Here is a 25,361-nt window from a genome sequence, read left to right on the forward strand (position 1 = left end):
GCTTCAGCAGCCATCTATTTCAAGCGCCCGTAGCTCAGCTGGATAGAGTCCCTGGCTTCGAACCAGGTTGTCGGGAGTTCGAATCTCTCCGGGCGCGCCAATCGATATTGAATCCGAGTACCCCATCCCGGGTACTCGGATTCTTTGTTTGTGCGGCACGTTTCACCCCACACGCCATCTTCGTCGGATCCCCCACCAGCCTGCCGTCCACACCGATCCCCTTCAGCAACAGCTTTAATTCTCCCGGAAACAGTCGCAAACGCTCCGATTTTTCATGAGCAATCGCACGCTTTTCGCGGAACCCGAGAAGACATCTCAACCAAGGTAGGTGTTCCTGAACCAGACCGGCAGGCATGTCGCTCCATTTTAAGTATCTGAAATATCGGTTATATACCGTTTTGGGTATAAGCCTCATGCCTGCGCCTTTGGCGGGGATCGTGTGACATCACCGCCGCACACCACCCTGTTTTTTCAATATCTTTAATTGAAGGCGACGGAACGCAAATGCTATAGTGCAGTCGCATTACAGCCGGGAGAATGACAACTCGTCTGGAATTGGAGCCGGGGCAGAAGGGAACGAGGGCCATCGTTGAATGATGCAGTGGTGGAGTTTTTCGTATCAGGGACTATGTCTGCAAGGTTCATGCTTGAATATTTCCGGAAAATTGCAGGATATTCGGCAGGTTCAAGCCTTCAAGGCCCCACTGCTGTCTGTTCAACGACCATTCTTCTGTGCACATCAAGATACGATTCAGCGAGAAAAAACATTATGACACCACTCACTGGAAGATTACGCTACTTCAAAACGGTATATCGCGGGTGGTTGATAGCGGTTCTTGGCGGCGCATACGCGCTGCTGGGTGTAATTACATTCGCTCGTGATAACCTGCTTCCGCCCGCTCTAAGAGCGAGGTTGGATACTTTCACACTATTGCCCCACTGGTCGTTGACATCATGGCTAGTCATTGCGCTGGGAATTTTCCTTGTGGGTGCTCTAGAAGGTTCCTACAGATATTATCTCGTTCAAGAACAAAGTTACGGCAACTTGGAACAACAAATCGCGAGTCTACAGCAGGAGATTCGGGATCATGATCAGGCCGCTGCGTCCTCGTTCCACGATGATTTCATCGCCGACAATCGAACGCGTCAGGCTCCGATCATTCACATCAAGGAGCTTCGCGCTCATTTTGACGCCCTATTGGCATTAGCTCGAACTGGTGACCGAGCTGCGCTTGCGCGCTTACGCCGGATTGCGCCGAAACTCGACGCGGTCAGTTTAGAGTGCTTTGCGAGTAGCCTCGATCACGTCGAGGATATTAGACGAATTAAGGAATTGGTCAGGCTCGGTGCTGAGGTGGCGAGGCCGGGCTGATTTGACTTCCTATTACAGGGGTCTGGGATAGGGGAACCGGGGGTCCTGGGGCCAGGCATTGAACCATTGAAGATGGATGACGCTCTTCATGTTCATGCAAGAAAATCAAGCAAATTAACCACCACAGCCCCCCTCTCTTCGACCGCTGGTCAGGCCTCACGTTCATGCAGGTCGGAAAGGAAGTGAGATGAACAAAGACAGCTATGAAATCGAACCGATCGGAACCATACACTCGGAACTAAAAACTCGTCAGGAAGCGCCCAACCAGGGGTGTGAGGGTGCGCCCGAGGCCTGGATCGACCTGAACCCGGAGTTCGCGGAGGGACTTGAGGGGATTTCGGCGGGGTGCGATCTTATCCTGATCACCTGGCTTCACCGGGCGCGGCGCGACGTTCTGAAGGTGCATCCCCGCAGGGACCCGACCAGGCCGTTAGCGGGAGTGTTCGCCACACGGTCTCCCGACAGGCCCAATCCCCTCGGCCTGCACCAGGTCAGGGTGCTGGAGATAAACGGCGCCAGGATCAGGGTCGGTCCCCTGGAAGCCATTGACGGAACACCGCTGGTGGATATCAAGCCGCTGCTCCCCCGGTCGGCGAACGCATGACACCATCACAGTTTATCGGACGGCTAGGCGGATCGCCCAACGGGCAGTCGGTGTGGCTGTTGTCATACCATTAAAAAGACAGTGGAGGAAACAAACCCATGAAAAGCACCGCAGCCGGCCTGGCCCTCATTTCGTCGATCCTTCTCTTAACGGCAACTCCCATCCACGCAGTCGAGCAGAAAACGGTATTCAACACCACCGGTATCGAGTACAAAGCAGGCACGGGGGCAGAACGGTGTCAGGAGAAGTGCGACAAGCGCTCGGGACCCGACGCGCAGTCCCTCTCCGCCGAAGGGTGGACGATCATGACATCCTCCCCCAAGAAGGTAACCGCGGAAGCCTACCGGTATACCCCGTGCAGCTCCTGTCAGCCCCACGGATGCATCTGCATCGGCACGGAGTATCTGCTCCAGAGGGACGAGCCAACGCCGCGGGCCGGCACGACCCCGGCCAATGAACCTGTCCAGTTACAAAAGGAAAACGACCTGCTGAGGAAGGAGATGACACTCTTGCGACAGGAGAATGAAAAGCTGAGGAACCAGTTGAAGTCGATCCAGAAGCTGACCAGCGAATAGCCGTGACGGGCCAGCGCGGAAACGGGCGTCAGGGGAGCAGCGCACGTGCCGGCTGAGACGGTGGCTGTCCGATGATGTGGGCGGGAACTGACCTGCCACAGCCTCCCCCTGTTCCGTTCCCAGACGGGAAGGACGGGGGGAGGCTTTTTTTACGGGCTGTTCATGATGCCAGCCTGACGGAGCGCCAACCTCTCCGCGGCTACTGTTTCACGGGGCCGACAACCCGGCTGACCGCCGCGAAATCGCTGTCTCCCAGCCCCATTCCCAGCGCCGTCTTGAAGAGTTCGTTGGCCGAAGCGGTGGTGTGCAGCGCCTGCCCCAACTGGTTGCCCAGGTTCAGCGCCAGGCGCAGGTCCTTCTGCATATGCTTGAGGGGAAAGGCCGGCGGGAACCTGTCCTGGACGATCTGCGGCCCCTTCAACCGGAACATGGGGTTCGACATCGCCCCGGCATCCAGCACGTCCAGGATGTCGGCCGACTCCAGTCCAGCCCTGGCGCCCAGTGTCAATCCCTCGCAGAGCATGGTCATCATGCCGCCCATGACCATGTTGGCCACGAGCTTCATGCGCGCCCCCTGCCCCACCTCTCCCAGGAACAGAATCTTCTTTCCCATCGCCGCTAGTGCCGGTTGCGCCTGATCGAACAGGGGGCGATCCCCGGCAGCCAGGATGACCAGGGTGCCGTCCTCGGCCGGCTTCTTGCTCCCCAAAACCGGCGCCTCCAGGAACAGCCCCCCCGCTTCCCGCACCGCCTTGGCAACCGATTGGGCGGTTTCAGGGGCCACCGTCGACATATCCACGTATCCCTTGCCCGGCTTGATGCCGGCAACCACGCCCTCATCTCCCCGACAGACCGCCTCGGCCGCGGCAGGGTCGGCAAGCATGGCGATGGTGACATCCGACGCCTCCACCACCTGACGGGGAGAAGCGGCCTGCACCGCCCCCAGTTCGGTCAGCGGAACGCATTTTTCCGGGGTGCGGTTCCAGACCGTCAGCCTGAACCCCGCCTTGATCAGGTTCGCCGCCATGGGGGTTCCCATGATGCCAAGTCCAATGAATCCAATGGTACCCATACTGATTTCCTCCTTCTGTAAACTCCATGAAGCGGCACCAGACTAGCACACAAACAGGATAAAGCAAAATGGCTCTCCCCGAAAAACGGGCTCAGGAGGAGCTGTTTTTTATCTAAAACAAAGGCCGGCGGGCTGGAACCAAGTTAATGAAATAATTTGACACGACAAACAAGACACTGTTATATACCGTCATACACATCGTACGTTCCTTTTGAAAAGGCCAAACCCTTCGCGAGGAGGGGGCGGAAAGCGAGGGATCTTCCCTGAAGAGAAGATGGCCGAGCTGCCAAAGGGTTATTTCCTTTTGGCGTGCTCGGTTTTTTTATGGGTTGGCGCCTACTGGAACCACGGCCGTACCGTGCGGTCACGAAAGGAGGTGACGGAACAGCGCAACATCCATGACAGTGGAGTGCATTTGATCAACAGCTCCCCTGGGGTGATTTTTCAAAAAACAGCGGAGAGTGGAATCGGTAACGAATCAATTGTCCGCGATTCCACACCGTCCCAGGCCGCCATATCCACTAAGTTTCATACGAATCAGCACGTGCGGTCCGCATGTACGCAAGCATCTGGATTACAAAAAAGGGAGGAGGACACATGAAGAGAACCAATGCATTTTTCATGGCAGTACTATTCTGCTGCATAGCCGGCACGGCCCTGGTTGCCTCGGCAGCCTACCATCACGCCGGGAGCGCCGATACCGATGCGGGAAACTTCCTAAGAGTTTACCCAGACAAGGCGGGCACGAAGCTGGACAACTGCGCCACCTGCCATGGCGGGGGAGTATACACCAGCAGTAGCGGCAAAAAGAGTACACTGGGCAGCTGCCAGTACTGTCACGCCGCCACAAACTACGGCGCCGATACGGGCAAATATGCCCAAACGCTCAATTCATACGGCACAGCCTACATGGACAATGGCCGTAACGAAACGGCGATTGCGAACATACAGAACGAGGATTCCGATAGTGACGGCTACTCGAATCTCACCGAGATCCAAGCCAACCGCTATCCCGGCGATGCGAACGACCATCCCGGCAAGGTGGTCGCACCTTTCCGCATTTTCACCAAAAAGCAACTGGAGGCCATGCCCCAGCACAGGCAGTTCATGCTGATGAACACCACCAAATCGGGTGACTTCTACACCCAGTATTCCGGCGTCACGATGGAGAATCTGCTGAAAAAAGCGGGAATATCCTCCTCGGCCACCCGGATCTTTGCCTATTCGCCCGACGGCTATGCCCAGCAGCATCCGCTGGAAGACAGCAGCGACAACACGGGGAACAGCTATGCCCCCTTTGTGATCGGCAGCTATCCCCAGGCCAGCTATTTCTATGCCGCGGAAGCGGACAAGGCGATCAATGAAACGTACGGCTGGTGCGATTACAGCTCCCCCAATGCACAGGGGCGCCAGAACGGTGACCCGATCAGGGTTAAAAACGGCCTCCGGCTTATGCTGGCCATCAAGGCGGACGGAACCGACCTGACCCCCGGCGTGCTCGGCGACGACAACAAGCTGACCTCAGGCAGCGAAGGGCCCTTCCGGGTCGTGTCCCCCGAGAAGATCCTCGGACCTCCCGACCAGCCCTCCACCAAACCAGCACTGGGTTCGATCTGGCAGTATAATCCCAGTGCGGACCACAACGCCGGTTTCTCGACGAAATGCGCGACCATGATCAAGGTGGACCCGCTTCCGGACGGAACCACCGACATCGATGTCATGGAGGCGGGCTGGGGCTACGTGGACCAGGGCAAGATCGTCGTCTACGGCGCCCTGCAGGGACCGCAACCGATCTTCCCGGCCGCTGGCGCCACGAAAGTGAACTGGCATCCCGCCTTCTTCATGTGGAAACACAGCCCCGGCGTGGAGAGGAAGGATATTGTCAGCTACAAGCTCGAATACACGAAAGACGAGACTCTGACCGACTGGACGACCGTAATGATCGAACGCAGCGCAAAAAAAGCGCGCATGCACTTTGATCCCATGGTAAAGGACAACACCACCATCATCCTGGAGCCCAACACCCGCTACTGGTGGAGGGTAACGGACCTGGATGAAAACGGCGGCACCACCGTAAGCTCAGTGCGCAGCTTCACCACAAAGGCCAAACCGGCCAGGAAGTAGTCCCGTCGCCGAACCAGGGCCTGCTGCCCGACAGACGACAAAAAGGCCGGATTCATGTCAGAATCCGGCCTTTTGCGTGTTTCAGCAACGAAGGTCAGGCGTAGTTCTCGTCTGTCGCCAGACTTCTCAGCCATGCATTTCGTGCAGTGGACCAGGGAGAAGGACGCAAGGAGAGGCTCACGACAGGTCTTCGCGGTACCAGCCCGACAGACGCGGCTGAAAGACGTTGTCGATTATGTGGATGATGCCGTTGGAGCATTCGATGTCACCGCTGACGATCTTGGCGTTATCGATGACCGCCTCCCCCTCGTCATGTTCAACCGTCAGGGACTTGCCGTTTTCGGTGGAGATAAAATCCGAGGCCGAGACCTGGGCGGCGGTAAGCTTTTCCGCAACCAGGTGATAGTTCATGGTCTCGATCAGGTTCGGGATGTCTTTCAGTTGCTCCGCGAAGTTCATCCTGGCATAGGCGGTGTCGTCGGGAGCGAACAGGGTGTAGGGGCCAGCTCCGTCCAGGGTGGCAGCCAGACCGGCTTTTTCCAGAGACACCGCGAGACTGTTCAATCTCGCGTCGTTTCGGATGGTTTCAATGATGGTGGCCATGAATGTATCTCCTTTTCCGGCTTGTCGTAGTATAAATGTCGCATCACCTCTAGCAAAGCATACATTTTCCCGTCGCGCAACCAAGCAGCATCCCTTTTCCCCGCCAGGCTACGCGCCTGACGACCGAATCACGGCCAGAGAGGCTCTTCAAACCTGGAGCCTGCAGCTGGTGCCACCCGAAGATGTGGCGCAAAAGTCGATGAATATTCTTCATCCATCCCGTAACCTTTTGGGCGGATGTCGCGTCTTCCACAGGTAGAGGACACGAAACGCCTGTTTCCGGCCATAACCGTCGTGCCATTGCCATGGTGTTGTATACTTAAAAGGGACAGGAGCCACCCCACGGGAAAGGAGATTCGGACCATGAAAAGATGCGCCAGGTTAACGGGTATGCAGCTGCTTCTCTGTCTGTTCCTGCTGAGCATGCCCATGGCGGTTTCCGCCGAAACGGAAACCGGGCAGGCCCAGCAACCTCCCATTGGCCAGCAACTGGTGCGCGAAGGCGCCTTTGCCATCAAGCTGGCCGAGGCGCTGGAGATCGTATCCACCGATAACGAGGTCGAGGCGGAGAGCAAGCTTGCCGAGGTTGGTATCGTACCGCGCAACGGCTGGATAGCCGATTATCCGGTGACGCCCGATATCATCGCCGAACTCCAGGGTGCGGTGCGCGCCTCAGCCGAGGCGAACAAACTGCACTTCGAAAAGGACGAGGCCCTCGGGCGCTTCCAGCGCGTCAACCAGGAACTCAGCCTGGGAATCAGGCCCTATGCGGAAGGCGACAAGGCACCGGACAGCCAGCCAAAAGCCAACGGCTATCCCAATCCGGCGGTGATCAACAACTACTATTACCAGCAGGGCCCTCCCGTCGTCACCTACTACACCCCGCCCCGGGACTACTACTACCTGTACAGCTGGATTCCCTCACCATTCTGGAGTTTCGGCTTCTGGTTCCCCGGGTTCTACGTCATGAACGACTTTCACCTGGTCGTGCATGGCGGTTATAGTGTGTCGAATCACTATAACGACCACAGAATGCATCGGGTGTACCGCGTCGATCCGCGGGCGCGCTACCATGGGCGCACCTATGGCGGCATCGGTGTTTCCCGGCCACGGGGATTCCTGTCAACCGGAGTGCCCCACAGCGACAGGACAATCTTCAACGGCAGCCGCAATCGGGCACCCAGCGGCTACAGGGGCAGCGGAATGCCGACCACGGGAGGCAGGACGTACGGCACGGCTCCGCGCGGGAGTGCACCCTCGTTCCACCGCGCCCCAAGTGGCGGGAGTCATCGGAGTATGGGCGGAATGACGGCACCTTCCCGGGGAGGCGCTCCTTCCGGTGGAGGGCGGAGACGCTGATACGGATTTCTCACCAGTCCGTTTCCAGTCCTATAACCTCTCGTATCCTGTGGGACCACCCCAGGGAATACGAATGATGAATTGTTGCACGGGCGGCGCGGGAAGACTATTCTCGTTGCCGCCCGCTGTTTTATATCACCGTCCTGTCAAAACGGCACGGCACGTATCCCATTGGGAGGCTTCGTTTCATCATCATGAGCACCGACACACCTATACCTGTTCCCCAGCCCCCTTCTCGCAGGCGATGGCTGTTCCTGTTCTCCCTGATCTGCCTGGCTTTGGCGGGAACCTACATGCTCGTCAGCAGGGATCCCGACGCAAACGACGGCACAAAAAAAACACCGCCGAGTCCGCCGGTGGCGGTGGTGACCCAAGCGGCCAAAAAGAGCGACATCAGCGTCTACCTCACCGGCATCGGGACGGTAACGCCGCTGAACACCGTCACTGTCAGGTCCCGCGTGGATGGCCAGCTAATGGAAGTGCTCTACCGCGAGGGGCAGACAGTAAGCCGAGGACAACTGCTGGCCAGGATCGACCCGCGCCCCTTTCAGGTGCTCTTGACCCAGGCCGAGGGACAGATGGCCCGCGACCAGGCCCAGCTCTCCAATGCCCGGGTGGATCTCCAGCGCTACCGCACCCTCTGGGCACAGAACTCAATCCCCCGCCAGCAGCTGGATACCCAGGAGGCGCTGGTGCGCCAGTACCAGGCGGCTGTCAAGAGCGACCAGGGTCAGGTGGACAGCGCGCGACTGCAGCTGACCTACAGCCGCATCACCGCTCCCTGCGACGGACGTGTCGGCTTGCGGCTGGTGGATGCGGGCAATATCGTGCATGCCAGCGACAGCGGCGGGCTGGTGGTGATCACCCGCATGCAGCCCATGACGGTGGTCTTCACCATCCCCGAGGACAACCTGCCGCTGCTCGTGGACCGCATGAGGGGAGGCCGGAAACTGGCGGTGGATGCCTTTGACCGGGAGCAGAAACGGGTGCTTGCCACAGGATCGCTCTTGACCCTGGACAACCAGATCGACCCCGGAACCGGCACGGTCAAGCTCAAGGCGATCTTCACCAACCGTGACAACGAACTGTTCCCCAACCAGTTCGTCAATGCCCGCCTGCTAGTGGATGTCAGGCGGGATGCGATCACGGTGCCGTCCGCCGCCATCCAGAACGGCCCCAAGGGCACATTCGTCTACCTGGTCAAGGGGAACAGGACGGTGGAACTGCGGCCGGTGGAGAAAGGCGAGTCCGAGGGGGGGAAAACGGCCATCACCCGGGGGCTTGCCATTGGCGAGCAGGTGGTGGTGGACGGCGCCGAGCGCCTGCGCGAAGGGAGCAGGGTTCAGATTAAACAGCCAGGGCAGGCTTCCGCGACTCCTGTGAGGCGGGACACAAACCCCGCCCACGGCGCCCCATGAATATCTCCGCCCCCTTCATTCTGCGCCCGGTGGCCACCACCCTCCTGATGCTGGCCATCCTGCTGGCCGGGGCGATGGCCTACACGCAGCTGCCGGTCTCCGCCCTGCCCCAGGTGGACTACCCCACCATCCAGGTGCGCACCTTCTATCCCGGCGCCAGCCCGGATGTCATGGCCACCTCGGTGACCGCCCCCCTGGAACGGCAGTTCGGACAGATGCCGGGGCTTACCCAGATGTCCTCCACCAGTTCCGGTGGCAGCTCGGTGATCACCCTGCAGTTCTCCCTGGAGCTTTCCCTGGATGTGGCCGAGCAGGAGGTGCAGGCTGCCATCAACGCCTCCTACAACTACCTTCCCACGGACCTCCCCACCCCCCCCGTCTACAGCAAGGTCAATCCGGCCGATGCGCCGATCCTGACCCTGGCCCTGACCTCCCCCAGCCTGTCGCTGTCCAAGGTCGAGGATCTGGCCGATACCCGCCTGGCTCAGAAGATTTCCCAGCTTCCCGGGGTCGGCCTGGTCAGCATCAGCGGCGGCCAGCGACCGGCGGTGCGCATCCACGCCAACCCCACCGCCCTGGCAGCCTACGACCTTACCCTGGAGGACCTGCGCACGGCACTGACCGCAGCCAGCGTCAACCAGGCCAAAGGGGGCTTCGACGGCCCGGCCCAGGCCTTCATCATCGGCGCCAACGACCAGCTCTTCACGAGCGACCAGTACCGCAACCTGATCATCGCCTACAAGAACAATAGCCCGCTGCGCCTCTGCGATGTGGCCGAGGTGAGCGACGACGTGGAGGACACAAACCAGGCTGCCTGGATGAACGGAGAACCGGCCGTGATCGTCAACATCCAGCGCCAGCCCGGCGCCAACGTGATCGAAGCGGTGGACCGCATCAAGAAGCTGCTGCCGCAACTACGGGGGGCGCTTCCCGCAGCGGTCAAGGTCTCGGTGCTCACCGACCGCACCAGCACCATCCGCGCCTCGGTGCGCGACGTGCAGCATGAGATGCTGCTGGCGGTGGCCCTGGTGGTCATGGTTATCTTCCTCTTCCTGCGCAACCTGCCGGCCACCGCTATACCGGGCGTGGCGGTGCCGCTCTCCCTGGTGGGGAGCTTCGGGGTGATGTACCTGCTGGGCTTCAGTCTGAACAACCTGAGCCTGATGGCCCTGACCATCTCCACCGGCTTCGTGGTGGACGATGCCATCGTCATGATCGAGAACATCTCCCGCTACGTGGAGGAGGGGGAAACGCCGCTCCAGGCCGCGTTGAAGGGATCCAAACAGATCGGCTTCACCATCCTCTCCCTGACCCTGTCCCTGATCGCCGTACTGATACCGCTGCTGTTCATGGGCGATGTGGTCGGGCGACTGTTCCGCGAATTCGCCGTCACCCTGGGGGTGACCATCCTGATCTCGGCGCTGGTCTCCCTGACCCTGACCCCCATGATGTGCAGCCGGATGCTGAAGCATGTCCCCGAGGAGAAACAGGGGCGCTTCTACCACGCCTCCGGAGCCCTGCTGGAGCGGATCATCCGGCGCTACGGGACCAGCCTGAACTGGGTGCTGGAGCACCAGTCCGCCACCCTGGCCGTGGCCGTAGGAACGCTGCTCTTGACCGTGTTGCTCTACCTCCTGGTGCCCAAGGGCTTCTTCCCGACCCAGGACACCGGCGCCATCCAGGGCATATCCGAGGCATCCCAGAGCGTCTCCTTCTCCGCCATGGCCCGACGTCAGCAGGAGCTGGCGCGGGTCATCCTGAACGACCCGGCCGTGGAGAGCCTGTCATCGTTCATCGGCGTGGACGGTGTCAACAGCTCCCTCAACAGCGGGCGCATCCTGATCAACCTCAAGCCGCTGGGAGAGCGGGACGCCTCGGCCAGCCAGGTCATCGCCCGCCTGCGGCCGGAACTGGCCAGGGTTGCCGGCATCACGCTCTTCATGCAGCCAGTGCAGGACCTGTCCGTGGACGCCAGGGTCAGCCGGACCCAGTACCAGTACACCCTGGAGAATCCCAATTCCCAGGAACTGTCCGCCTGGGCGCCCAGGATCATGGAGCGCCTGGGGAGCCTGACTGAACTGCGCGACCTGGGCAGCGACCAGCAGGAGCGGGGCTTACGGGTATCCCTGGACATCGATAGGCCTACAGCAGCCCGTTTCGGCATCACTCCCCAGCAGATCGACGACACGCTCTACAACGCCTTCGGTCAGCGCCAGATCTCCACCATCTTCACCGAGCTGAACCAGTACCGGGTCATCCTGGCGGTAAAGCCGGAGTTCAGCAGCGGTCCCGACCAGCTGCGCTCGCTCTACCTGCGGGGAACCGGCGGCGCACGGGTGCCGCTCTCGGCCATCAGCCGGGTCAGCGAGACCACCGGGGCGCTGGTGATCAACCGGCTGGGGCAGTTCCCGGCCGTGACCGCATCCTTCAACCTGGCACCGGGCAGGTCACTGGGCCAGGCGGTGACGGCCATCGAAAACGCCACCCGCGGCATGGGGATGCCAGCCAGCATCAGGGGGAGTTTCCAGGGGACCGCCCAGGCATTCCAGGCCTCGCTGGTCAACCTGCCGCTGCTGATCCTGGCCGCCTTGGTCACGGTCTACATCGTACTGGGAATCCTCTACGAAAGCTTCATCCACCCGGTAACGATCCTCTCCACCCTCCCCTCGGCCGGCGTGGGGGCGGTGCTGTCGCTGATGGCCTTCCGCAACGACCTGAACGTGATCGCCGTGATCGGCATCATACTCTTGATCGGTATCGTCAAGAAGAACGGCATCATGATGGTGGACTTCGCCCTGGAGGCGGAACGCAGCGGGGGAAAGAGCCCCCGGGAGGCGATCTACCAGGCCTGCCTGCTGCGTTTCCGGCCGATCATGATGACCACCATGGCGGCCCTCTTGGGCGCCCTCCCCCTGGCCATGGGGAGCGGCGTCGGCTCGGAGTTGCGCCGTCCCCTGGGCATCGCCATCGTGGGCGGACTGATCTTGAGCCAGATCCTGACCCTCTACACCACGCCGGTGATCTACCTGGCCTTCGACCGGCTGGCGCGGAGAAGGGGGAAGCGTAACACCACCGAAACCCCATGAACCTCTCCGCCCCCTTCATACACCGCCCGGTGGCCACGACGCTCCTGACCCTGGGGCTGTTCCTGGCCGGCATGATCGCCTTTCGCCTGCTGCCGATTTCACCGCTGCCCCAGGTGGACTTCCCCACCATCTCCATATCGGCCAGCCTGCCGGGAGCGGACCCGGAGACCATGTCCACCTCGGTAGCTGCCCCTCTGGAGCGCCAGTTCGGCCGCATCGCCGGCGTGACCGAGATGACCTCCACCAGCAACCGCGGCTCCACCAGCATCACCCTGCAGTTCGACCTGGACCGCGACATCGACGGTGCTGCCCGTGATGTCCAGGCCGCCATTAACGCGGCGCGCGGCTTCCTGCCGACCAACCTGCCCAAAAACCCGACCTACCGCAAGGTGAACCCGTCCGATGCGCCGATCATGATCCTGGCACTCACCTCCACCACGATCAGCAAACCCAGGATGTACGATCTGGCCTCCACGGTCCTGCAGCAGAAGATCTCCCAGGTGAGGGGAGTGGGACAGGTTACAGTGGGGGGCAGTTCACTCCCCGCCGTGCGCGTGGAGCTGAACCCCCTGGCACTGAGCAGGTACGGCGTAAGCCTGGAATCGGTGCGCACGACGCTCTCCGCCAACAACGTCAACCGCCCCACCGGCCAGCTCTCCGACGGCGAGCGCAGCTGGCAGATTCAGACCAACAACCAGCTGCACCGGGCCGAAGAGTACCTCCCCCTGATCATCTCCCACAACGCAGGCAGCAGCCTGCGCCTCGCCGACGTTGCGCGTGTGGAGGACTCGGTGGAGGATCTGCGCTCCACCGGACTGGCCAACGGCCAGCCAGCGGTGCTTCTGATCATCAACCGCCAGCCCGGCGCCAACATCATCGAGACCGTTGACCGGGTGCGTGACCTGCTGCCGCAGCTGGAGGCGGCCCTGCCCGGCGGCATCAGGATGTCGGTGACCATGGACCGCACCCCCTCCATCCGCGGCTCCCTGGCCGAGGTGGAGCAGAGCCTGGTCATCTCCGGCCTGCTGGTTATCCTGGTGGTGTTCGCCTTTCTGCGCACCCTGCGGGCGACCCTGATCCCGGCCGTGGCGGTGCTGGTCTCCATCGTCGCCACCTTCGCCGTCATGTACCTGTGCGACTACTCCCTGGACAACCTGTCGCTGATGGCGTTGACCATCGCCACCGGTTTCGTGGTGGATGACGCCATCGTGGTGCTGGAGAACATCACCCGCTACCGCGAGATGGGGCGTTCCCCCCTGGAGGCGGCCCTGGCCGGATCCAAAGAGATCGCCTTCACCGTGCTCTCCATGAGCATCTCCCTGGTGGCGGTATTCATCCCGATCCTGCTCATGGGGGGCATGGTGGGGCGTCTGTTCCGCCAGTTCGCCGTGACCCTCTCCACAGCGATCCTGGTTTCCCTGGCGGTCTCCCTGACCCTGACCCCCATGATGTGCGCCCGGCTGCTGAAGCCCGACAACCCCACGGGGCACGGTCGGCTTTTCCGGGCCGGCGAACGCCTGTTCGACCTGCTGCTGGAGGGCTACCGGCGAAGCCTGGCCTGGGCCCTGGCCCACTCCCGCCTGATGCTGGGGCTGGTGGTGGTGACGGTGGCGGTCAATGTCTACCTGTTCCGCGTCATCCCCAAGGGGTTCTTCCCCGAACAGGACACCGGCCGCATCTCCGGCAACATCCAGGCCAGCCAGGACATATCCTTCCAGGCCATGAGCGCCAAGCTGGCGCAGGTGGTGGAAATCATCGGCAGGGACCGGGACGTGGAGTACGTCACCGGCTTTACCGGCGGCGGATCAACCACCAACAGCGGACGCATGTTCATCGCCCTGAAACCGTTCGAGCAGCGCAGCACCAGCGCCCAGCAGGTGATCGGCCGCCTGCGGCAGAAACTGGCCGGAGTGGCGGGAGCGCCCACCTTCCTGCAGCCGGTGCAGGATCTGCGCGTGGGCGGCAGGGGGAGCAGCGCCCTGTACCAGTACACCCTGAGCAGCGAGGATCTGTCGCTGCTCACCAGCTGGGCGCCGGCCATGCTGGCCAGGATGCGCACCCTTCCGGGACTGGCCGACGTGAACAGCGACCAGCAGAACAGGGGCCGGGAGGTGGAACTGACCATCGACCGGCCGACCGCCGCGCGCCTGGGCATCACGCCCAAGGTGATCAACAATACCCTCTACGACGCCTTCGGCCAACGCCAGGTAGCGGTCAGCTACACCCTGCTGAACCAGTACCACGTGGTCATGGAGGTCGCGCCCCGCTTCTGGCAGCACCCCGACACCCTGCGCGACATCCGGGTCACCTCCTCCGACGGCGCCCAGGTGCCGCTCTCCGCCTTCACCCGTTTCCAGACCAGGCCCACCACCCTGGCCGTGAACCACCAGGGGCAGTTCCCCTCCGTGACCCTCTCCTTCAACCTGCTGCCGGGATATTCCCTGGGCGACGCCGTGGAGGCCATCGACAAAGCCAAACGCGACATGGGCTTTCCCGCCGCCATCCGGGGGAGCTTTCAGGGCACGGCCCAGGCCTTCCGGTCATCCATGGCCAGCCAGCCGCTGCTGATCCTGGCAGCCCTGGTAACGGTCTACATTGTGCTGGGCATGCTTTACGAGAGCTACATCCACCCGATCACCATCCTCTCCACCCTCCCCTCGGCAGGCGTGGGGGCGGTTCTGGCGCTCTTGCTCTGCAAGACCGACATGAGCCTGATCGCCATGATCGGGGTAATCCTCTTGATCGGCATCGTCAAGAAGAACGGCATCATGATGGTGGATTTCGCCCTGCAGGCCGAGCGGGGCGAAGGCAAGAGCCCGGAAGAAGCCATCTTCGCCGCCTGCCTGCTCCGCTTCCGTCCCATCATGATGACCACCATGGCAGCCCTCTTGGGCGCCCTCCCCCTGGCCCTGGGCCATGGTGTCGGTTCGGAACTGCGCCGCCCGCTGGGGATCGCCATCGTGGGGGGGCTGATTTTCAGCCAGATGATGACCCTCTACACCACGCCGGTGGTCTACCTGTACATGGACCGTTTCAGGATCTGGCTTGACCGGAAGAGGAAGCGGCGGTTTTCCACTGACGCAACTGCACAGGATGTCAACCTATGAAAAACATGAAACCGATACTGCCCGTTGCCATGGCTACGCTGCTCTTGGCCTGCAGCGTGGGACCTGACTATGTCAGGCCGACCGCGGTCGTGCCGGCCGCATTCGGGGAGAGCGCCCCCTGGAGGGTTGCCCAGCCCCGCGACAACGCCCAGCGTGGTCCCTGGTGGCATATCTACGAAGACCCTCGCCTGAACGGGCTGATGGAACAGGTTACGCTTTCCAACCAGTCGCTCAAGGCCGCCGAGGCGCAGTTCCGCCAGGCGAGAGCCCTTGTCCAGGCCGCCCGCTCCGGTTATCATCCCCAGCTGCACGGGGGAGCGTCGCTGGATCGTTCCCGGAGCTATTCCAAAAACAGTGGGTCAACCTCCACGACCTACCTGCTCTCAGCCGATGCCTCCTGGGAACTGGACCTGTGGGGACGGGTGCGCCGCGACGTCGAGGCCAGCCGGGCCGAGGCCCAGGCCAGCGCGGCCGACCTGGAATCGCTGCGTTTGAGTATCCAGGCGGAACTGGTGGGAGACTACTTCCAGCTGCGAACCATCGACGCCCAGAAACGGCTCCTGGACGAGACCGTCTCCTCCTACGAGCAGTACCTGGAGCTGACCAGAAACCGCCATGCGGCCGGCGTGGCCTCCCCGGCCGACGTGCTCCAGGCCGAGACCCAGCTGAGGAACAGCCAGGCCCAGGCAATCGACCTGGGAGTGGAGCGCGCCCAACGGGAGCACGCCATTGCGCTTCTGATCGGCAGGGCCCCGGCCGAGTTCACCCTGACGCCCATTCCCCTGGACAGCATCCCTCCCCCTTCACCTCCCGGCCTGCCGTCCCGGCTCCTGGAACGCAGGCCGGACATAGCGGCGGCCGAGCGGCGGGTTGCTGCGGCCAATGCCCGCATCGGCGTCGCCACGGCAGCCTACTTCCCCGCCATTACCTTGAGCTCTTCCGCCGGCTTCGCCTCATCGAGCCTTTCCAACTGGCTGAGTTGGCCCGGCCATGTCTGGGCCCTGGGGAGCGCCATCGCCCAGACCGTCTATGACGGCGGCCTGCGAGGGGCGCAGGTGGACGAGGCCCGGGCAACCCATGAAGCCACGGTGGCCAACTACCGCCAGACGGTCCTGACCGCCTTCCAAGAGGTAGAAGACAACCTGGCCGCGCTGCGTATCCTGGAGCAGGAGGCGGCAGTGCAGGATCAGGCGCTGCGGGCGGCACGCCAGTCGCTGGTAATCACCACCAACCAGTACCGTGCCGGGATCGTCGGCTATCTCAACGTCATCGTCGCCCAGACAACCGCCCTTGAACTGGAGCGGGACAGCATCGACCTCATGGGACGGCGCATGGCGGCCAGCGTGAATCTGGTCAAGGGGATCGGGGGTGGCTGGGATGCCGCTGACCTGGCGGCGATTGACGGGAACGGACAGCAATAGTACTACTGGAGAGATGAAACCATTCTGCTTCTCATCCAGCGATCTGAAGTTTCTGCTGCGCGCCCTGCATTCCCGCAACTACCGGCTCTTCTTCATTGGACAGGGTACTTCGCTGATCGGCACCTGGATGCAGCAGGTGGCGGTCAGCTGGCTGGTCTACCGGCTGACCGGTTCGGCGCTCCTCCTGGGGGTGACCGGATTCGCCAGCCAGTTTCCCACCTTCCTGATGGCCCCCGTGGCCGGAGTGATGGTGGATCGTTGGAACAAACAGCGCCTGTTCCTGGCAACCCAGCTCTGCGCCATGCTCCAGTCGGTCATGCTGGCCGGCTTCGTGCTGACCGGAACCATCCAGGTCTGGCAGATCATCCTCTTCAGCACCTTCCTCGGCGTGGTCAACGCTTTCGACATCCCGGTGCGCCAGGCATTGGTGATCGATCTGGTGGAACGCAAGGAAGAGCTGAGCAACGCCATCGCTCTCAACTCATCCATGTTCAATGCCGCCCGCCTGATCGGTCCCTCCATCGCGGGCGTGCTGGTTGCCTCCCTTGGTGAGGGGGTCTGCTTTGCCATCAACGCGGCCAGCTACCTGGCCGTGATCCTGGCCATTACGGCCCTGAGGCTCACACCGCCGGCAAAAGCAAGAGCTCGGAAGCATATCCTCCATGAACTGCGGGAAGGCTTCGGCTACGCCTACTCCTTCACCCCCATCAGGAGCCTCCTCATCCTGCTGGCGCTGACTTGCCTGATGGGCATGCCCTATGTGGTCCTGCTCCCCATCTTCGCCCGTGAGATACTCCACGGCGGCGCCCACACCTTCGGTTTCCTCGTGGCTGCCGTCGGCATCGGGGCCCTGGCCTGCACCCTCTACCTTGCCTCCCGCCGCAGCGTCCTGGGGCTGGACAGGATCATCGCCGTCTCCGCCGGACTGTTCGGCGTAGCGGTGGCCTGTTTCGCCCTCTCCGGCACCTTCTTCCTGTCTCTGGCCTTCCTCTGTCTGGCCGGATTCGCGTCCATGGCCCAGATAGCCTCCAGCAATACGATCCTGCAGACCGTCGTGGATAACGACAAGCGGGGGCGGGTGATGAGTTTCTACACCATGGCCTTCATGGGATCGACTCCCCTGGGAGGGTTGGTGGCCGGAATCATAGCCACGAGGATCGGAGCGCGGCCGACCCTGATCATGGGGGGGCTGGCCTGCCTGGCCGGGGGAATCGTCTTCGCCAGGCATCTGCCGGAATTCCGCAGGATGGTGCGACCGATCTACGAGCGGCTGGGGGTCATCCCTGATGCAGCGTCGTCAGCGGGAGCGGAACAGGCCCCTGATTCTAATTCCAACTCAAAGCGCTCTCTTCGCTAGCTCGTCGAAGGCTCCTCAACGTACTATCTGTACGCCTCCGTCGCCTTCTTACTCACTGCTTTGATATCATCTTTGATTTGAAACTGAAATGAAACGTCTATGGAAGAGCGAGAGGAGGACCGATCAGCTGGTGGGTGACCAGTGTGAAGACGGCCACCCCGGCCTCTATTCTCCAATGCGAGGCAGCGCAGGGTGTCCCGGAATTCCTGCATGGCCATTAACCGGAACTGGGGGTACCATGGTAACAAGGGGTGGGGATTGGGACTAACATGGAGGTGGGTTATGAAGATCAGGTTCTTATGGATACTGGCCGCATTGCTCCTTGCCGGTTGCACCCATGTCTTCAGCGAACAGGCAAGCAGTCTGGTGGATTCTTCCCTTACCTTCGAGCAGGTAAAAAAAGAGCCAAAGGCTCATCTGGGCAAATTCGTCAAGCTGGGGGGGATCATCGTTAACACCAGGAATACCGCGGAGGGGTCGCAGGTCGAGGTGGTCCAGTTCGGGCTGGGGAGCGACGACGTGCCTGACGAATCGACCACGTCAGGAGGGAGGTTTCTTGCCCTTACCCCTATCTACCTGGACAACATGGTCTACAAGGCGGGACGCCCCGTCGCCCTCATAGGCGAGGTGAAGGGGGAAAAGGCCATGGCGCTTGACGAAATCACCTACACGTACCCGCTTGTCGCCATTTCTGAAATCCATGTCTGGAGGGTCAGGGAAGCGTATCCGTACGGGTATCCGCCCCACTACTCTTACGATCCGTTTTTTTATCCCTACTGGTGGTATGAACCGCCCTACTGGAGGTATCCCGCCCCCCGGATGCGGTACCGCTAAATCGCGGAGTTTCACTTTTTTCAGGACGTTTATTCAGGGACAGGCATCCTACACATGCTTGATGAGGTATTACTGTGCGGGGCGGTTCCATCCGAAACTATTCCAGGGCGTCCAGCACCAGCTTGTATTTCGGATCCTCCCAATAATTCACATCTATAATGGAAGAAGCGTTATCCAGCAATTTGCGGCAGTCTTCACTCAAATGGCGCAGGTGCACCTTTTTTCCCACCTTGGCATATCGTTCCGTGGTTCTGTTGAGGGCTTCGATGGCGGAGTGGTCAACCACCCTTGATTCCTCAAAATCAATGATGACCTCCTGAGGGTCGTTCAGTACATCAAACTTTTCCTGGAACGCCGCGACAGACCCGAAAAACAACGGACCGTAAATGTGGTAATGCTTGACGCCGTCTATGTTGATGTGCTTCCTGGCCCGAATTCTGGTGGCGTTTTGCCAGGCGAAAACCAGGGCCGAGATCACCACGCCGATCAGAACGGCCAACGCCAGATTGTGGAAGAGCACCGTTACCCCAGCAACAAGAACCATGACGAACACATCGGCGGCAGGTACTTTGCGGATGATTCTCAGGCTGGCCCATTCAAAGGTTCCGATAGCCACCATGAACATAAGCCCAACCAGCGCCGCCATGGGGATTTTTTCGATCAGTGGCGCACCTACCAGAATAAAAAGCAACAGCCCAACAGCGGCCACGATTCCCGACAACCGCTTCCTGCCTCCCGAACTGACGTTGATAATGCTCTGTCCGATCATGGCGCAACCGCCCATACCGCCGAAAAACCCCGTCAGCACGTTGGCGGCGCCTTGGGCAAGGCATTCCCTGTTGCCGCGTCCGCGGGTTTCCGTCATTTCATCAACCACGGCCAGGGTCAGCAGGCTTTCGATCAGTCCCACCATGGCCATGATCAGCGAATAGGGGAAGATTATCCTCAGCGTCTCGAAGTTCAATGGCGCCAAGGGAAAGTGAAACTGGGGGAGTCCGCCGGATATGGAAGCGATATCGCCGACGGTTCGGGTGGGGATTCCAAAATAGATAATGACCGCTGACACAATGACAATAGCAGCAAGCGAGGCGGGAACGGCCTTGGTGAACTTGGGCAGGAAGTGGATGATTGCCATGGTAGCAAGGACAAAGCCCAGCATGATCCACAGCGGCGTGCCTGTTACCCAGGACAACGCGTTACCCGGTCCGGCAACCTTGAACTGGTTGAGTTGAGACATGAATATCACAATTGCCAGGCCGTTGACGAATCCGAACATGACCGGGTGCGGCACCAGGCGGATGAATTTGCCCAGACGAAACAGGCCGACACTTATCTGGATGAGCCCCATGAGTACGACGGCTGCAAACAGGTATTCCACGCCATGTCTGGCAACCAGGCTGACGACGACGACGGCTACAGCGCCGGTTGCTCCTGAAATCATACCTGGCCGTCCACCGAAAAGCGCGGTGATGAGGCCAATGATGAATGCAGAATAGAGCCCCACCAGGGGGCTTACGTTGGCGATGAGCGAGAAGGCAACAGCTTCGGGGACAAGAGCAATGGCAACAGTCAGTCCGGACAGGATTTCGTTCTTGGCGTTGAGATGTGAACTTTTCATTGCTTCAATAAATGTCATGCGGTTCCTTTACCGGTGAATTGAGTTTCCCGCAGGCGACGGGACATCCCAGGGACAGATTGGCGCATATGCCATCAAACACAACCGGCACAGTGAACCATTGCCCCTTGAGAAGGATGGTACGGAAAAGCGGATAGACATACCCGCAACTCCCTGCCGTCAACGACGAGGCGATTACATAGTTGTTTCTAGTTCTGATGTCTGGGGCTTGTCATGCAGTGGACTGCGAGGGAAGCACTGATTGAAAAGGCTTGGATCATTGCAGAAAATTTCTAGAAATTTATCAAGATAAGAATAGCAAAGCAAGGCTTTTTATTGCGCCGGTGCGTCCATCCGTCCCTTCTGATGTCAACGACATAATAGACGACTCTCTTCAGGGGCGAGTGTCGCGTGGCAGCATCACCAGAGTGCAGGCACAACCCCTGATCGCCGCCCTCCCGTGGTGTGCCGGAAAATCGTGGCAGCTCCCTAGATGGAGCGGTTGACGAGATCGATCAGATAATCCTCTGACGGGAAGGAAAGGTACTCCTGGTAGAAGGCGCTCAGGATACCGGCTACCAGCGTCCTGGTTTCCGATCCGACGACGCCGTCCCCACCCCGTGTCGCGGGCAGGGCTCTTTGCACAAGTACGTATAAAACCTTGGCAAAGGCCTGCAGGTATGGCCTGTCGTCACTGTGTGCCGCTCTGAAAAAAGGCCTCTGCCCCATGACCTGCATCACATCGGTGATCGCCTCAGGATCATTCAGACAGAGCATCTGAAGTTCAGTCAGTTGGCTGCTCCCCAGACAGAACGGCTCCTGTGACAGGTAGGCCAGGTTGTCTCTGGCAGCCAGCGCGGATTTAGGATTAACCGCCAACGGCACGTTATTCATCAGCTCATAGGCAGTTATGCTCTCGTTGATCCTGCTGTCTATCTGGTCCATTGACAACAACCTGTCGTGTATCTGGCTGTTGGAGAAGAAACCACCCTCATAGAGAATGTGCGCTGAAAAATGAAAGTAGGCATCCCCTATCCCTGCCAGCAGTTCAGGGTTCTCCCGTATCACGTCGAAGTCAGACAGTTGTTCCCTGATTTCCTCCCGGTCGCCGGGTTGAGTGCCGGCTGTCGGCTGATTGTTCAGAAACGCCTCGGCCAGTTCGGCTGCGGTAGACGTGCTGCACAAAATACGATCTATCTCGTGGATGATTCCGTTCTCTCGTTCCTTCGACATGCCGGCCTCCTTGTGGCGCCCTGGTAAGCCTTATCCGATCCAAACATAACGTGCATCTCTTCGTCGGCTCACCGGAGGCCGGGTGAGGGCCTCCGAAGTCTTCTTTGCAACCTTGACAACATCGCTGCCCCTGGACACAGCGACCGCAGGCCGCCGGAGTCTCCCCCAACAGGTCTCTCCGGCAGCCGCGGACCGGTCAGGCCAGATCCTTCCCCACCGAGAAAGCCTTGCCCAGCAGGGGGCCGACGCCGCGATACTCCCTGCGGGACACATCGTAGATCAGCGGCCTGATCTTGGTGATATCCGGCAGGCCGTCATCGCCGAACAGGGCCGCATCCATCTTCACGTCCAGGATCTCCCCGATGAACTGGGTGTGCACGCCGATCTCCAGGGTGTGCAGCAGGCGGCACTCCAGCACCACCGGAAACTCCTCGGCATAGGGGGCATCCACCAGCTCGCTTCTGACCGGGGTCAGGCCGCTGGCGGCGAACTTGTCCGCATCCTTCCCCGAGACGATGCCGACGTAATCAGCCTGTTTTATCCATGGCTCAGAGGCGATGCCGACCGTGAAGGCCTTGCGCTCCACGATGGCATCATAGGTGTGGCGCGACTTGCGCACGGAAACGGTCACGCAGGGGGGCTCGGAGCAGCAGATGCCGCCCCAGGCGGCGTTCATCAGGTTCGGCTTGCCGTTTTTGTCGTAGCTGCCGATCATCAGGACCGGCGTGGGAAACATCAGTGTCTTGGCTCCAAGGGATTGCTTCATGGTTAATCGAACCTCCTCGTAAAGTATGGTATCCGTCTGGTTGTCCAGCGATGATCACAAAAAGGAACGGTCCCTGTCGCCCAGGAGCCGTCAATCATGGGCGACAGGGATCAAGGCACTCGTATCAAACCCCAGGGCAGCGGCTTTCGCCACCAGTCTGTCCCGAACACCTGGCTCCATTTCAGGACTCCTGGACAGGATCCAGAGGTATGAGCGGTCCGGGCCACAAACTGAGTGCATAACGGTAGTATTCTTGGTCAAGATCGACCACGACATAGGCTCCGTAAAAGGGGCCGAAGAATGACACCTTGAGAAAGCCCTGCCCCGGATCCTGAACGAAATAGGCTTTGCCCACGGCCTGCTTCCAGCGGTTTTCCCGCGCCGAATAGCCGCGATTGACCACCCGCAGCCCGCCATCCTCCCGCACGGTGTACTCAGCGCTGACGCGGGTCAGGCCACGTTCGAACGGATGGTCCAGGCGGGCTACTTCATACCATTTCCCCAAAAATTTTTCGACCCTGAAGCCATCAACGGGTGTCACCCCGTCAGGCAACGTGACGCATCCGCTTATGAAAAGCGCCAGCAACAGCGACAGTATTTTCATGGCGATTCTCCCCCTGATGATCCGCGGAACTGGCAACGCATCTTTTCACCCTGTCCACAGGACAGTGTCATTCCAGCACCATGCCGCTTCGGCAGCCGCTTGCCGTCCATTCGGTCACACCTATGTACGGTCCGCGCGCGCCCCTGTCAACTCCATTCCCTGCCCCGTTCTCGCCGACCTCACCCTACCTGCGAAAAATCTCTTTCGCGCCATTGCCAACCGGGCGATCCTGTGGTTAATTAAAAACCAGGAGGCAGCCTTGGAAGTCAACGGAAGCTATAGCCGCACCGCCCTGGCAACGGCAAGCATGCGCGCCGCACATCAGGTGATTGATGCACGGCCGCTCATACTGGATGACCCGCTGGCCCTGCGGATTCTGGGGGACAACGCCGCGGACGGGATCAAGAACGCCCTGGAACGGTACCAGAACCCGCGGGGCATGGCCCTGCGCGCCCACGTCGTGCTACGCTCCCGCTTCTGCGAGGACCGGTTGGCAGAGGCGGTGAAGAACGGCGTCCGGCGCTACCTGATCCTGGGGGCCGGCTTCGACACCTTTGCCCTGCGCCAGCCCGAATGGGCGCGGAAGCTGGAGATCGTGGAGATCGACCACCCGGCGACCCAGGCCGAAAAACGCTCCCGCATGGCGCGGTCCGGACTCGCAACGCCGGACAACCTGCGCTTCATCCCCATGGATTTCCAGTGCGACTGCCTGATCCAAAAACTGGCGAAAAACGGCATCCATGCCGACCAACCCACCTTCTTCTCCTGGCTGGGGGTGACCATGTACCTGGACGGAAAGACCATCGATGCCACGCTGCGCGCCTTGGCCAGCTTTCCGGCCGGCAGCGGGGTGACACTCTCCTTCATGCAGCCATTGGAGCCGGGCCACGACGGTGAACGGCAAGAGCTGGCGCGGCGTGTGGCCCAAAACAGCGAACCGTTCGTGAGCTTCTTCACTCCCGAGGATATGGAGGACGCGCTGCAGAAGGCCGGCTTTGACGCCATCCATTTCCTGACCCCGGAAGAGATCGGCAGGCGCTATTTCAGCAGCAGACCGGCCGACCTTCCCCGGCCGCGCAGGGTAGGCATCCTGTCGGCGGAAAAGGGGACAGGATAACCTCTCAACGGGCAGATGCGCTGCAAAAACGGAAAAGGTCCGAAGGGAAGGGAAAAACACCACATCATGGGAAAGAGTGCCGGTAGTGGGGCAGGTCGGGCGGTTCGTTAGTGCAATGAAGCTCTCGTGGAATAAAGCTTTCCGGGGAAACGGTCCCGCAGCCACTCGGGTCGCAGAAAAACAGTCCCGTGCCCTCTGGCGCTCTGACCCGGCAACAGGGAAGAGAGGCCGCGGCCGGCGACTGGATCACGGGAACGGCAGCAGCCGGAAACCCTTTAGGCTTCGAACGTTCCGGCTGCTTCTTGCCTACATTTCAGCGGCAACCAGGGGCGCGGCGTATCCGCGGACACAGGCACCCGTCGGATGCTGAACCGCCTACTCCAGCAGTTCCCTGGCAACATCCTCGGCCTGCTTCAGAATCTTCTCGGGGATGGCATCCACGGTCAGGGGGCCGTAGCCGCAGGCGCGGATCAGGCGCCGTTCGGCAAACCCCATCCATTTCAGGAACCCCTCGTAATTGGGGTAAATATCCGCAAACAGCGCTTCGTCCGCATGCCCCTGACAGAGGACAAAGACCAGTTTCTTCGGGCTCAGCCTGGTCATGTTGCTGCCGGTCATGTATTCCGGCGTCAGGTACGAGTAGGTGCGGTCGAGAAACCCCTTCATCTGGGCGGTGACATCACCGAAGTAGACCGGTGAGGCCAAAAGCACCAGATCAGCCTCCTGCACCGCATCAAGCACCTGGGTCAGGTCGTCCTTCAGTATGCACCGGTCATAATCCCGCTTGCAGGCATAGCATCCCTGGCACCCCCGAAAGGTAAGCCGGTTCAGCTCGAAGGTACGGATATCCGCCCCCAGGCTGGCGGCGGTCTCGGTGAAACGGTTGGCAATGCTGGCGCTGTTCTTGCCCCTGCGCGGACTTCCAAGAATCGATACGACTTTCATATCTTCCTCCTCGAAAAGAATTCCCGAATCCATGAATTCCGATGATCGAGCCCCACGGGACGCCGGATTCAAGCTCCCTATTCCCTAGCATACCAGAATTCCCGCGGGAGTATTCCGCACCCATTGTCATCGTTGCCTGAAAGATCCCC

At 60.7% G+C, this 25,361-nt stretch carries 18 protein-coding genes, 1 tRNA gene, 1 pseudogene and 1 riboswitch; of the genes and pseudogenes, 13 read left to right on the forward strand and 7 right to left on the reverse strand.

Annotation, left to right across the window (positions count from 1 at the left end):
- Positions 1-23 precede the first annotated feature (23 nt).
- From PPRO_RS10890 to PPRO_RS10905, 4 genes are all read left to right on the forward strand, one after another.
- Positions 24-100, forward strand: a tRNA-Arg gene (locus PPRO_RS10890).
- 489 nt (positions 101-589) lie between these two features.
- Positions 590-1,372 (forward strand): hypothetical protein, encoded by a 783-nt coding sequence (locus PPRO_RS10895; protein ID WP_011736062.1) that lies wholly within the window; start codon positions 590-592, stop codon positions 1,370-1,372.
- 187 nt (positions 1,373-1,559) lie between these two features.
- Positions 1,560-1,976: a tRNA (N6-threonylcarbamoyladenosine(37)-N6)-methyltransferase TrmO gene (tsaA, locus tag PPRO_RS10900; protein ID WP_011736063.1), complete on the forward strand. Its 417-nt coding sequence runs from the start codon at positions 1,560-1,562 to the stop codon at positions 1,974-1,976.
- Between the two features lie 98 nt (positions 1,977-2,074).
- Complete coding sequence (locus PPRO_RS10905) at positions 2,075-2,551, forward strand: hypothetical protein (protein ID WP_011736064.1); 477 nt, start codon at positions 2,075-2,077, stop codon at positions 2,549-2,551.
- Positions 2,552-2,750: 199 nt separating this feature from the next.
- Here PPRO_RS10905 and PPRO_RS10910 read toward each other — a convergent pair whose 3' ends face one another.
- Entirely contained in the window at positions 2,751-3,623 is an 873-nt protein-coding gene (locus tag PPRO_RS10910) for an NAD(P)-dependent oxidoreductase (protein ID WP_011736065.1), read from the reverse strand.
- 209 nt (positions 3,624-3,832) lie between these two features.
- Positions 3,833-3,914, forward strand: a riboswitch (cyclic di-GMP riboswitch).
- 306 nt (positions 3,915-4,220) lie between these two features.
- On the opposite strand from PPRO_RS10910, the gene PPRO_RS10915 reads away from it, so the two are divergent.
- Positions 4,221-5,747, forward strand: a complete 1,527-nt coding sequence (locus PPRO_RS10915; protein ID WP_011736067.1) for a GEGP motif-containing diheme protein — start codon at positions 4,221-4,223, stop codon at positions 5,745-5,747.
- 177 nt (positions 5,748-5,924) lie between these two features.
- Here PPRO_RS10915 and PPRO_RS10920 read toward each other — a convergent pair whose 3' ends face one another.
- Entirely contained in the window at positions 5,925-6,350 is a 426-nt protein-coding gene (locus tag PPRO_RS10920) for a fasciclin domain-containing protein (protein ID WP_011736068.1), read from the reverse strand.
- A gap of 390 nt (positions 6,351-6,740) precedes the next feature.
- On the opposite strand from PPRO_RS10920, the gene PPRO_RS10925 reads away from it, so the two are divergent.
- The 7 genes from PPRO_RS10925 to PPRO_RS10955 all read left to right on the forward strand — a co-directional run bounded on the left by PPRO_RS10925 (position 6,741) and on the right by PPRO_RS10955 (position 18,932).
- The gene (locus tag PPRO_RS10925; protein WP_157040104.1) at positions 6,741-7,709 is read left to right on the forward strand and encodes a hypothetical protein; all 969 of its coding nucleotides are present in this window, start codon (positions 6,741-6,743) and stop codon (positions 7,707-7,709) included.
- A 293-nt stretch (positions 7,710-8,002) separates the two neighbouring features.
- The gene (locus PPRO_RS10930; RefSeq protein WP_232286640.1) at positions 8,003-9,127 is read left to right on the forward strand and encodes an MdtA/MuxA family multidrug efflux RND transporter periplasmic adaptor subunit; all 1,125 of its coding nucleotides are present in this window, start codon (positions 8,003-8,005) and stop codon (positions 9,125-9,127) included.
- Positions 9,124-12,213, forward strand: a complete 3,090-nt coding sequence (locus tag PPRO_RS10935; RefSeq protein WP_011736071.1) for an MdtB/MuxB family multidrug efflux RND transporter permease subunit — start codon at positions 9,124-9,126, stop codon at positions 12,211-12,213. Before PPRO_RS10930 ends, PPRO_RS10935 begins: the two co-directional genes overlap by 4 nt.
- Complete coding sequence (locus PPRO_RS10940; RefSeq protein WP_011736072.1) at positions 12,210-15,320, forward strand: multidrug efflux RND transporter permease subunit; 3,111 nt, start codon at positions 12,210-12,212, stop codon at positions 15,318-15,320. Before PPRO_RS10935 ends, PPRO_RS10940 begins: the two co-directional genes overlap by 4 nt.
- Entirely contained in the window at positions 15,317-16,741 is a 1,425-nt protein-coding gene (locus PPRO_RS10945; RefSeq protein ID WP_041532274.1) for an efflux transporter outer membrane subunit, read from the forward strand. The genes PPRO_RS10940 and PPRO_RS10945 overlap by 4 nt, the downstream gene beginning before the upstream one ends.
- Positions 16,742-16,754: 13 nt before the next feature.
- A complete protein-coding gene (locus PPRO_RS10950) occupies positions 16,755-18,098 on the forward strand; it encodes an MFS transporter (RefSeq protein WP_011736074.1) in 1,344 nt (447 codons plus the stop codon).
- A gap of 282 nt (positions 18,099-18,380) precedes the next feature.
- Positions 18,381-18,932, forward strand: a complete 552-nt coding sequence (locus PPRO_RS10955) for a Slp family lipoprotein (RefSeq protein ID WP_011736075.1) — start codon at positions 18,381-18,383, stop codon at positions 18,930-18,932.
- A gap of 97 nt (positions 18,933-19,029) precedes the next feature.
- On the opposite strand, the gene PPRO_RS10960 is transcribed toward PPRO_RS10955, so the two are convergent.
- The 4 genes and pseudogenes from PPRO_RS10960 to PPRO_RS10975 form a co-directional block, all read right to left on the reverse strand.
- Positions 19,030-20,568 carry a SulP family inorganic anion transporter gene (locus PPRO_RS10960; protein WP_011736076.1) on the reverse strand — a complete coding sequence of 513 codons (1,539 nt, stop codon included), beginning with the start codon at positions 20,566-20,568 and terminating at the stop codon, positions 19,030-19,032.
- 468 nt (positions 20,569-21,036) lie between these two features.
- Positions 21,037-21,780, reverse strand: coding sequence for a hypothetical protein (locus tag PPRO_RS10965; protein WP_011736077.1), 744 nt, complete (start codon positions 21,778-21,780; stop codon positions 21,037-21,039).
- Between the two features lie 196 nt (positions 21,781-21,976).
- Positions 21,977-22,546: a flavin reductase family protein gene (locus PPRO_RS10970; RefSeq protein WP_011736078.1), complete on the reverse strand. Its 570-nt coding sequence runs from the start codon at positions 22,544-22,546 to the stop codon at positions 21,977-21,979.
- A 90-nt stretch (positions 22,547-22,636) separates the two neighbouring features.
- Positions 22,637-23,150: pseudogene (locus PPRO_RS10975) on the reverse strand (lipocalin family protein).
- A 259-nt stretch (positions 23,151-23,409) separates the two neighbouring features.
- Here PPRO_RS10975 and PPRO_RS10980 point away from each other — a divergent pair.
- Positions 23,410-24,267, forward strand: a complete 858-nt coding sequence (locus PPRO_RS10980; protein WP_011736080.1) for a class I SAM-dependent methyltransferase — start codon at positions 23,410-23,412, stop codon at positions 24,265-24,267.
- Positions 24,268-24,642: 375 nt separating this feature from the next.
- On the opposite strand, the gene PPRO_RS10985 is transcribed toward PPRO_RS10980, so the two are convergent.
- Complete coding sequence (locus PPRO_RS10985) at positions 24,643-25,212, reverse strand: flavodoxin family protein (protein ID WP_011736081.1); 570 nt, start codon at positions 25,210-25,212, stop codon at positions 24,643-24,645.
- Positions 25,213-25,361: the final 149 nt, after the last annotated feature.

Source organism: Pelobacter propionicus DSM 2379 (assembly GCF_000015045.1).
In the GTDB taxonomy this organism is placed as follows: domain Bacteria; phylum Desulfobacterota; class Desulfuromonadia; order Geobacterales; family Pseudopelobacteraceae; genus Pseudopelobacter; species Pseudopelobacter propionicus.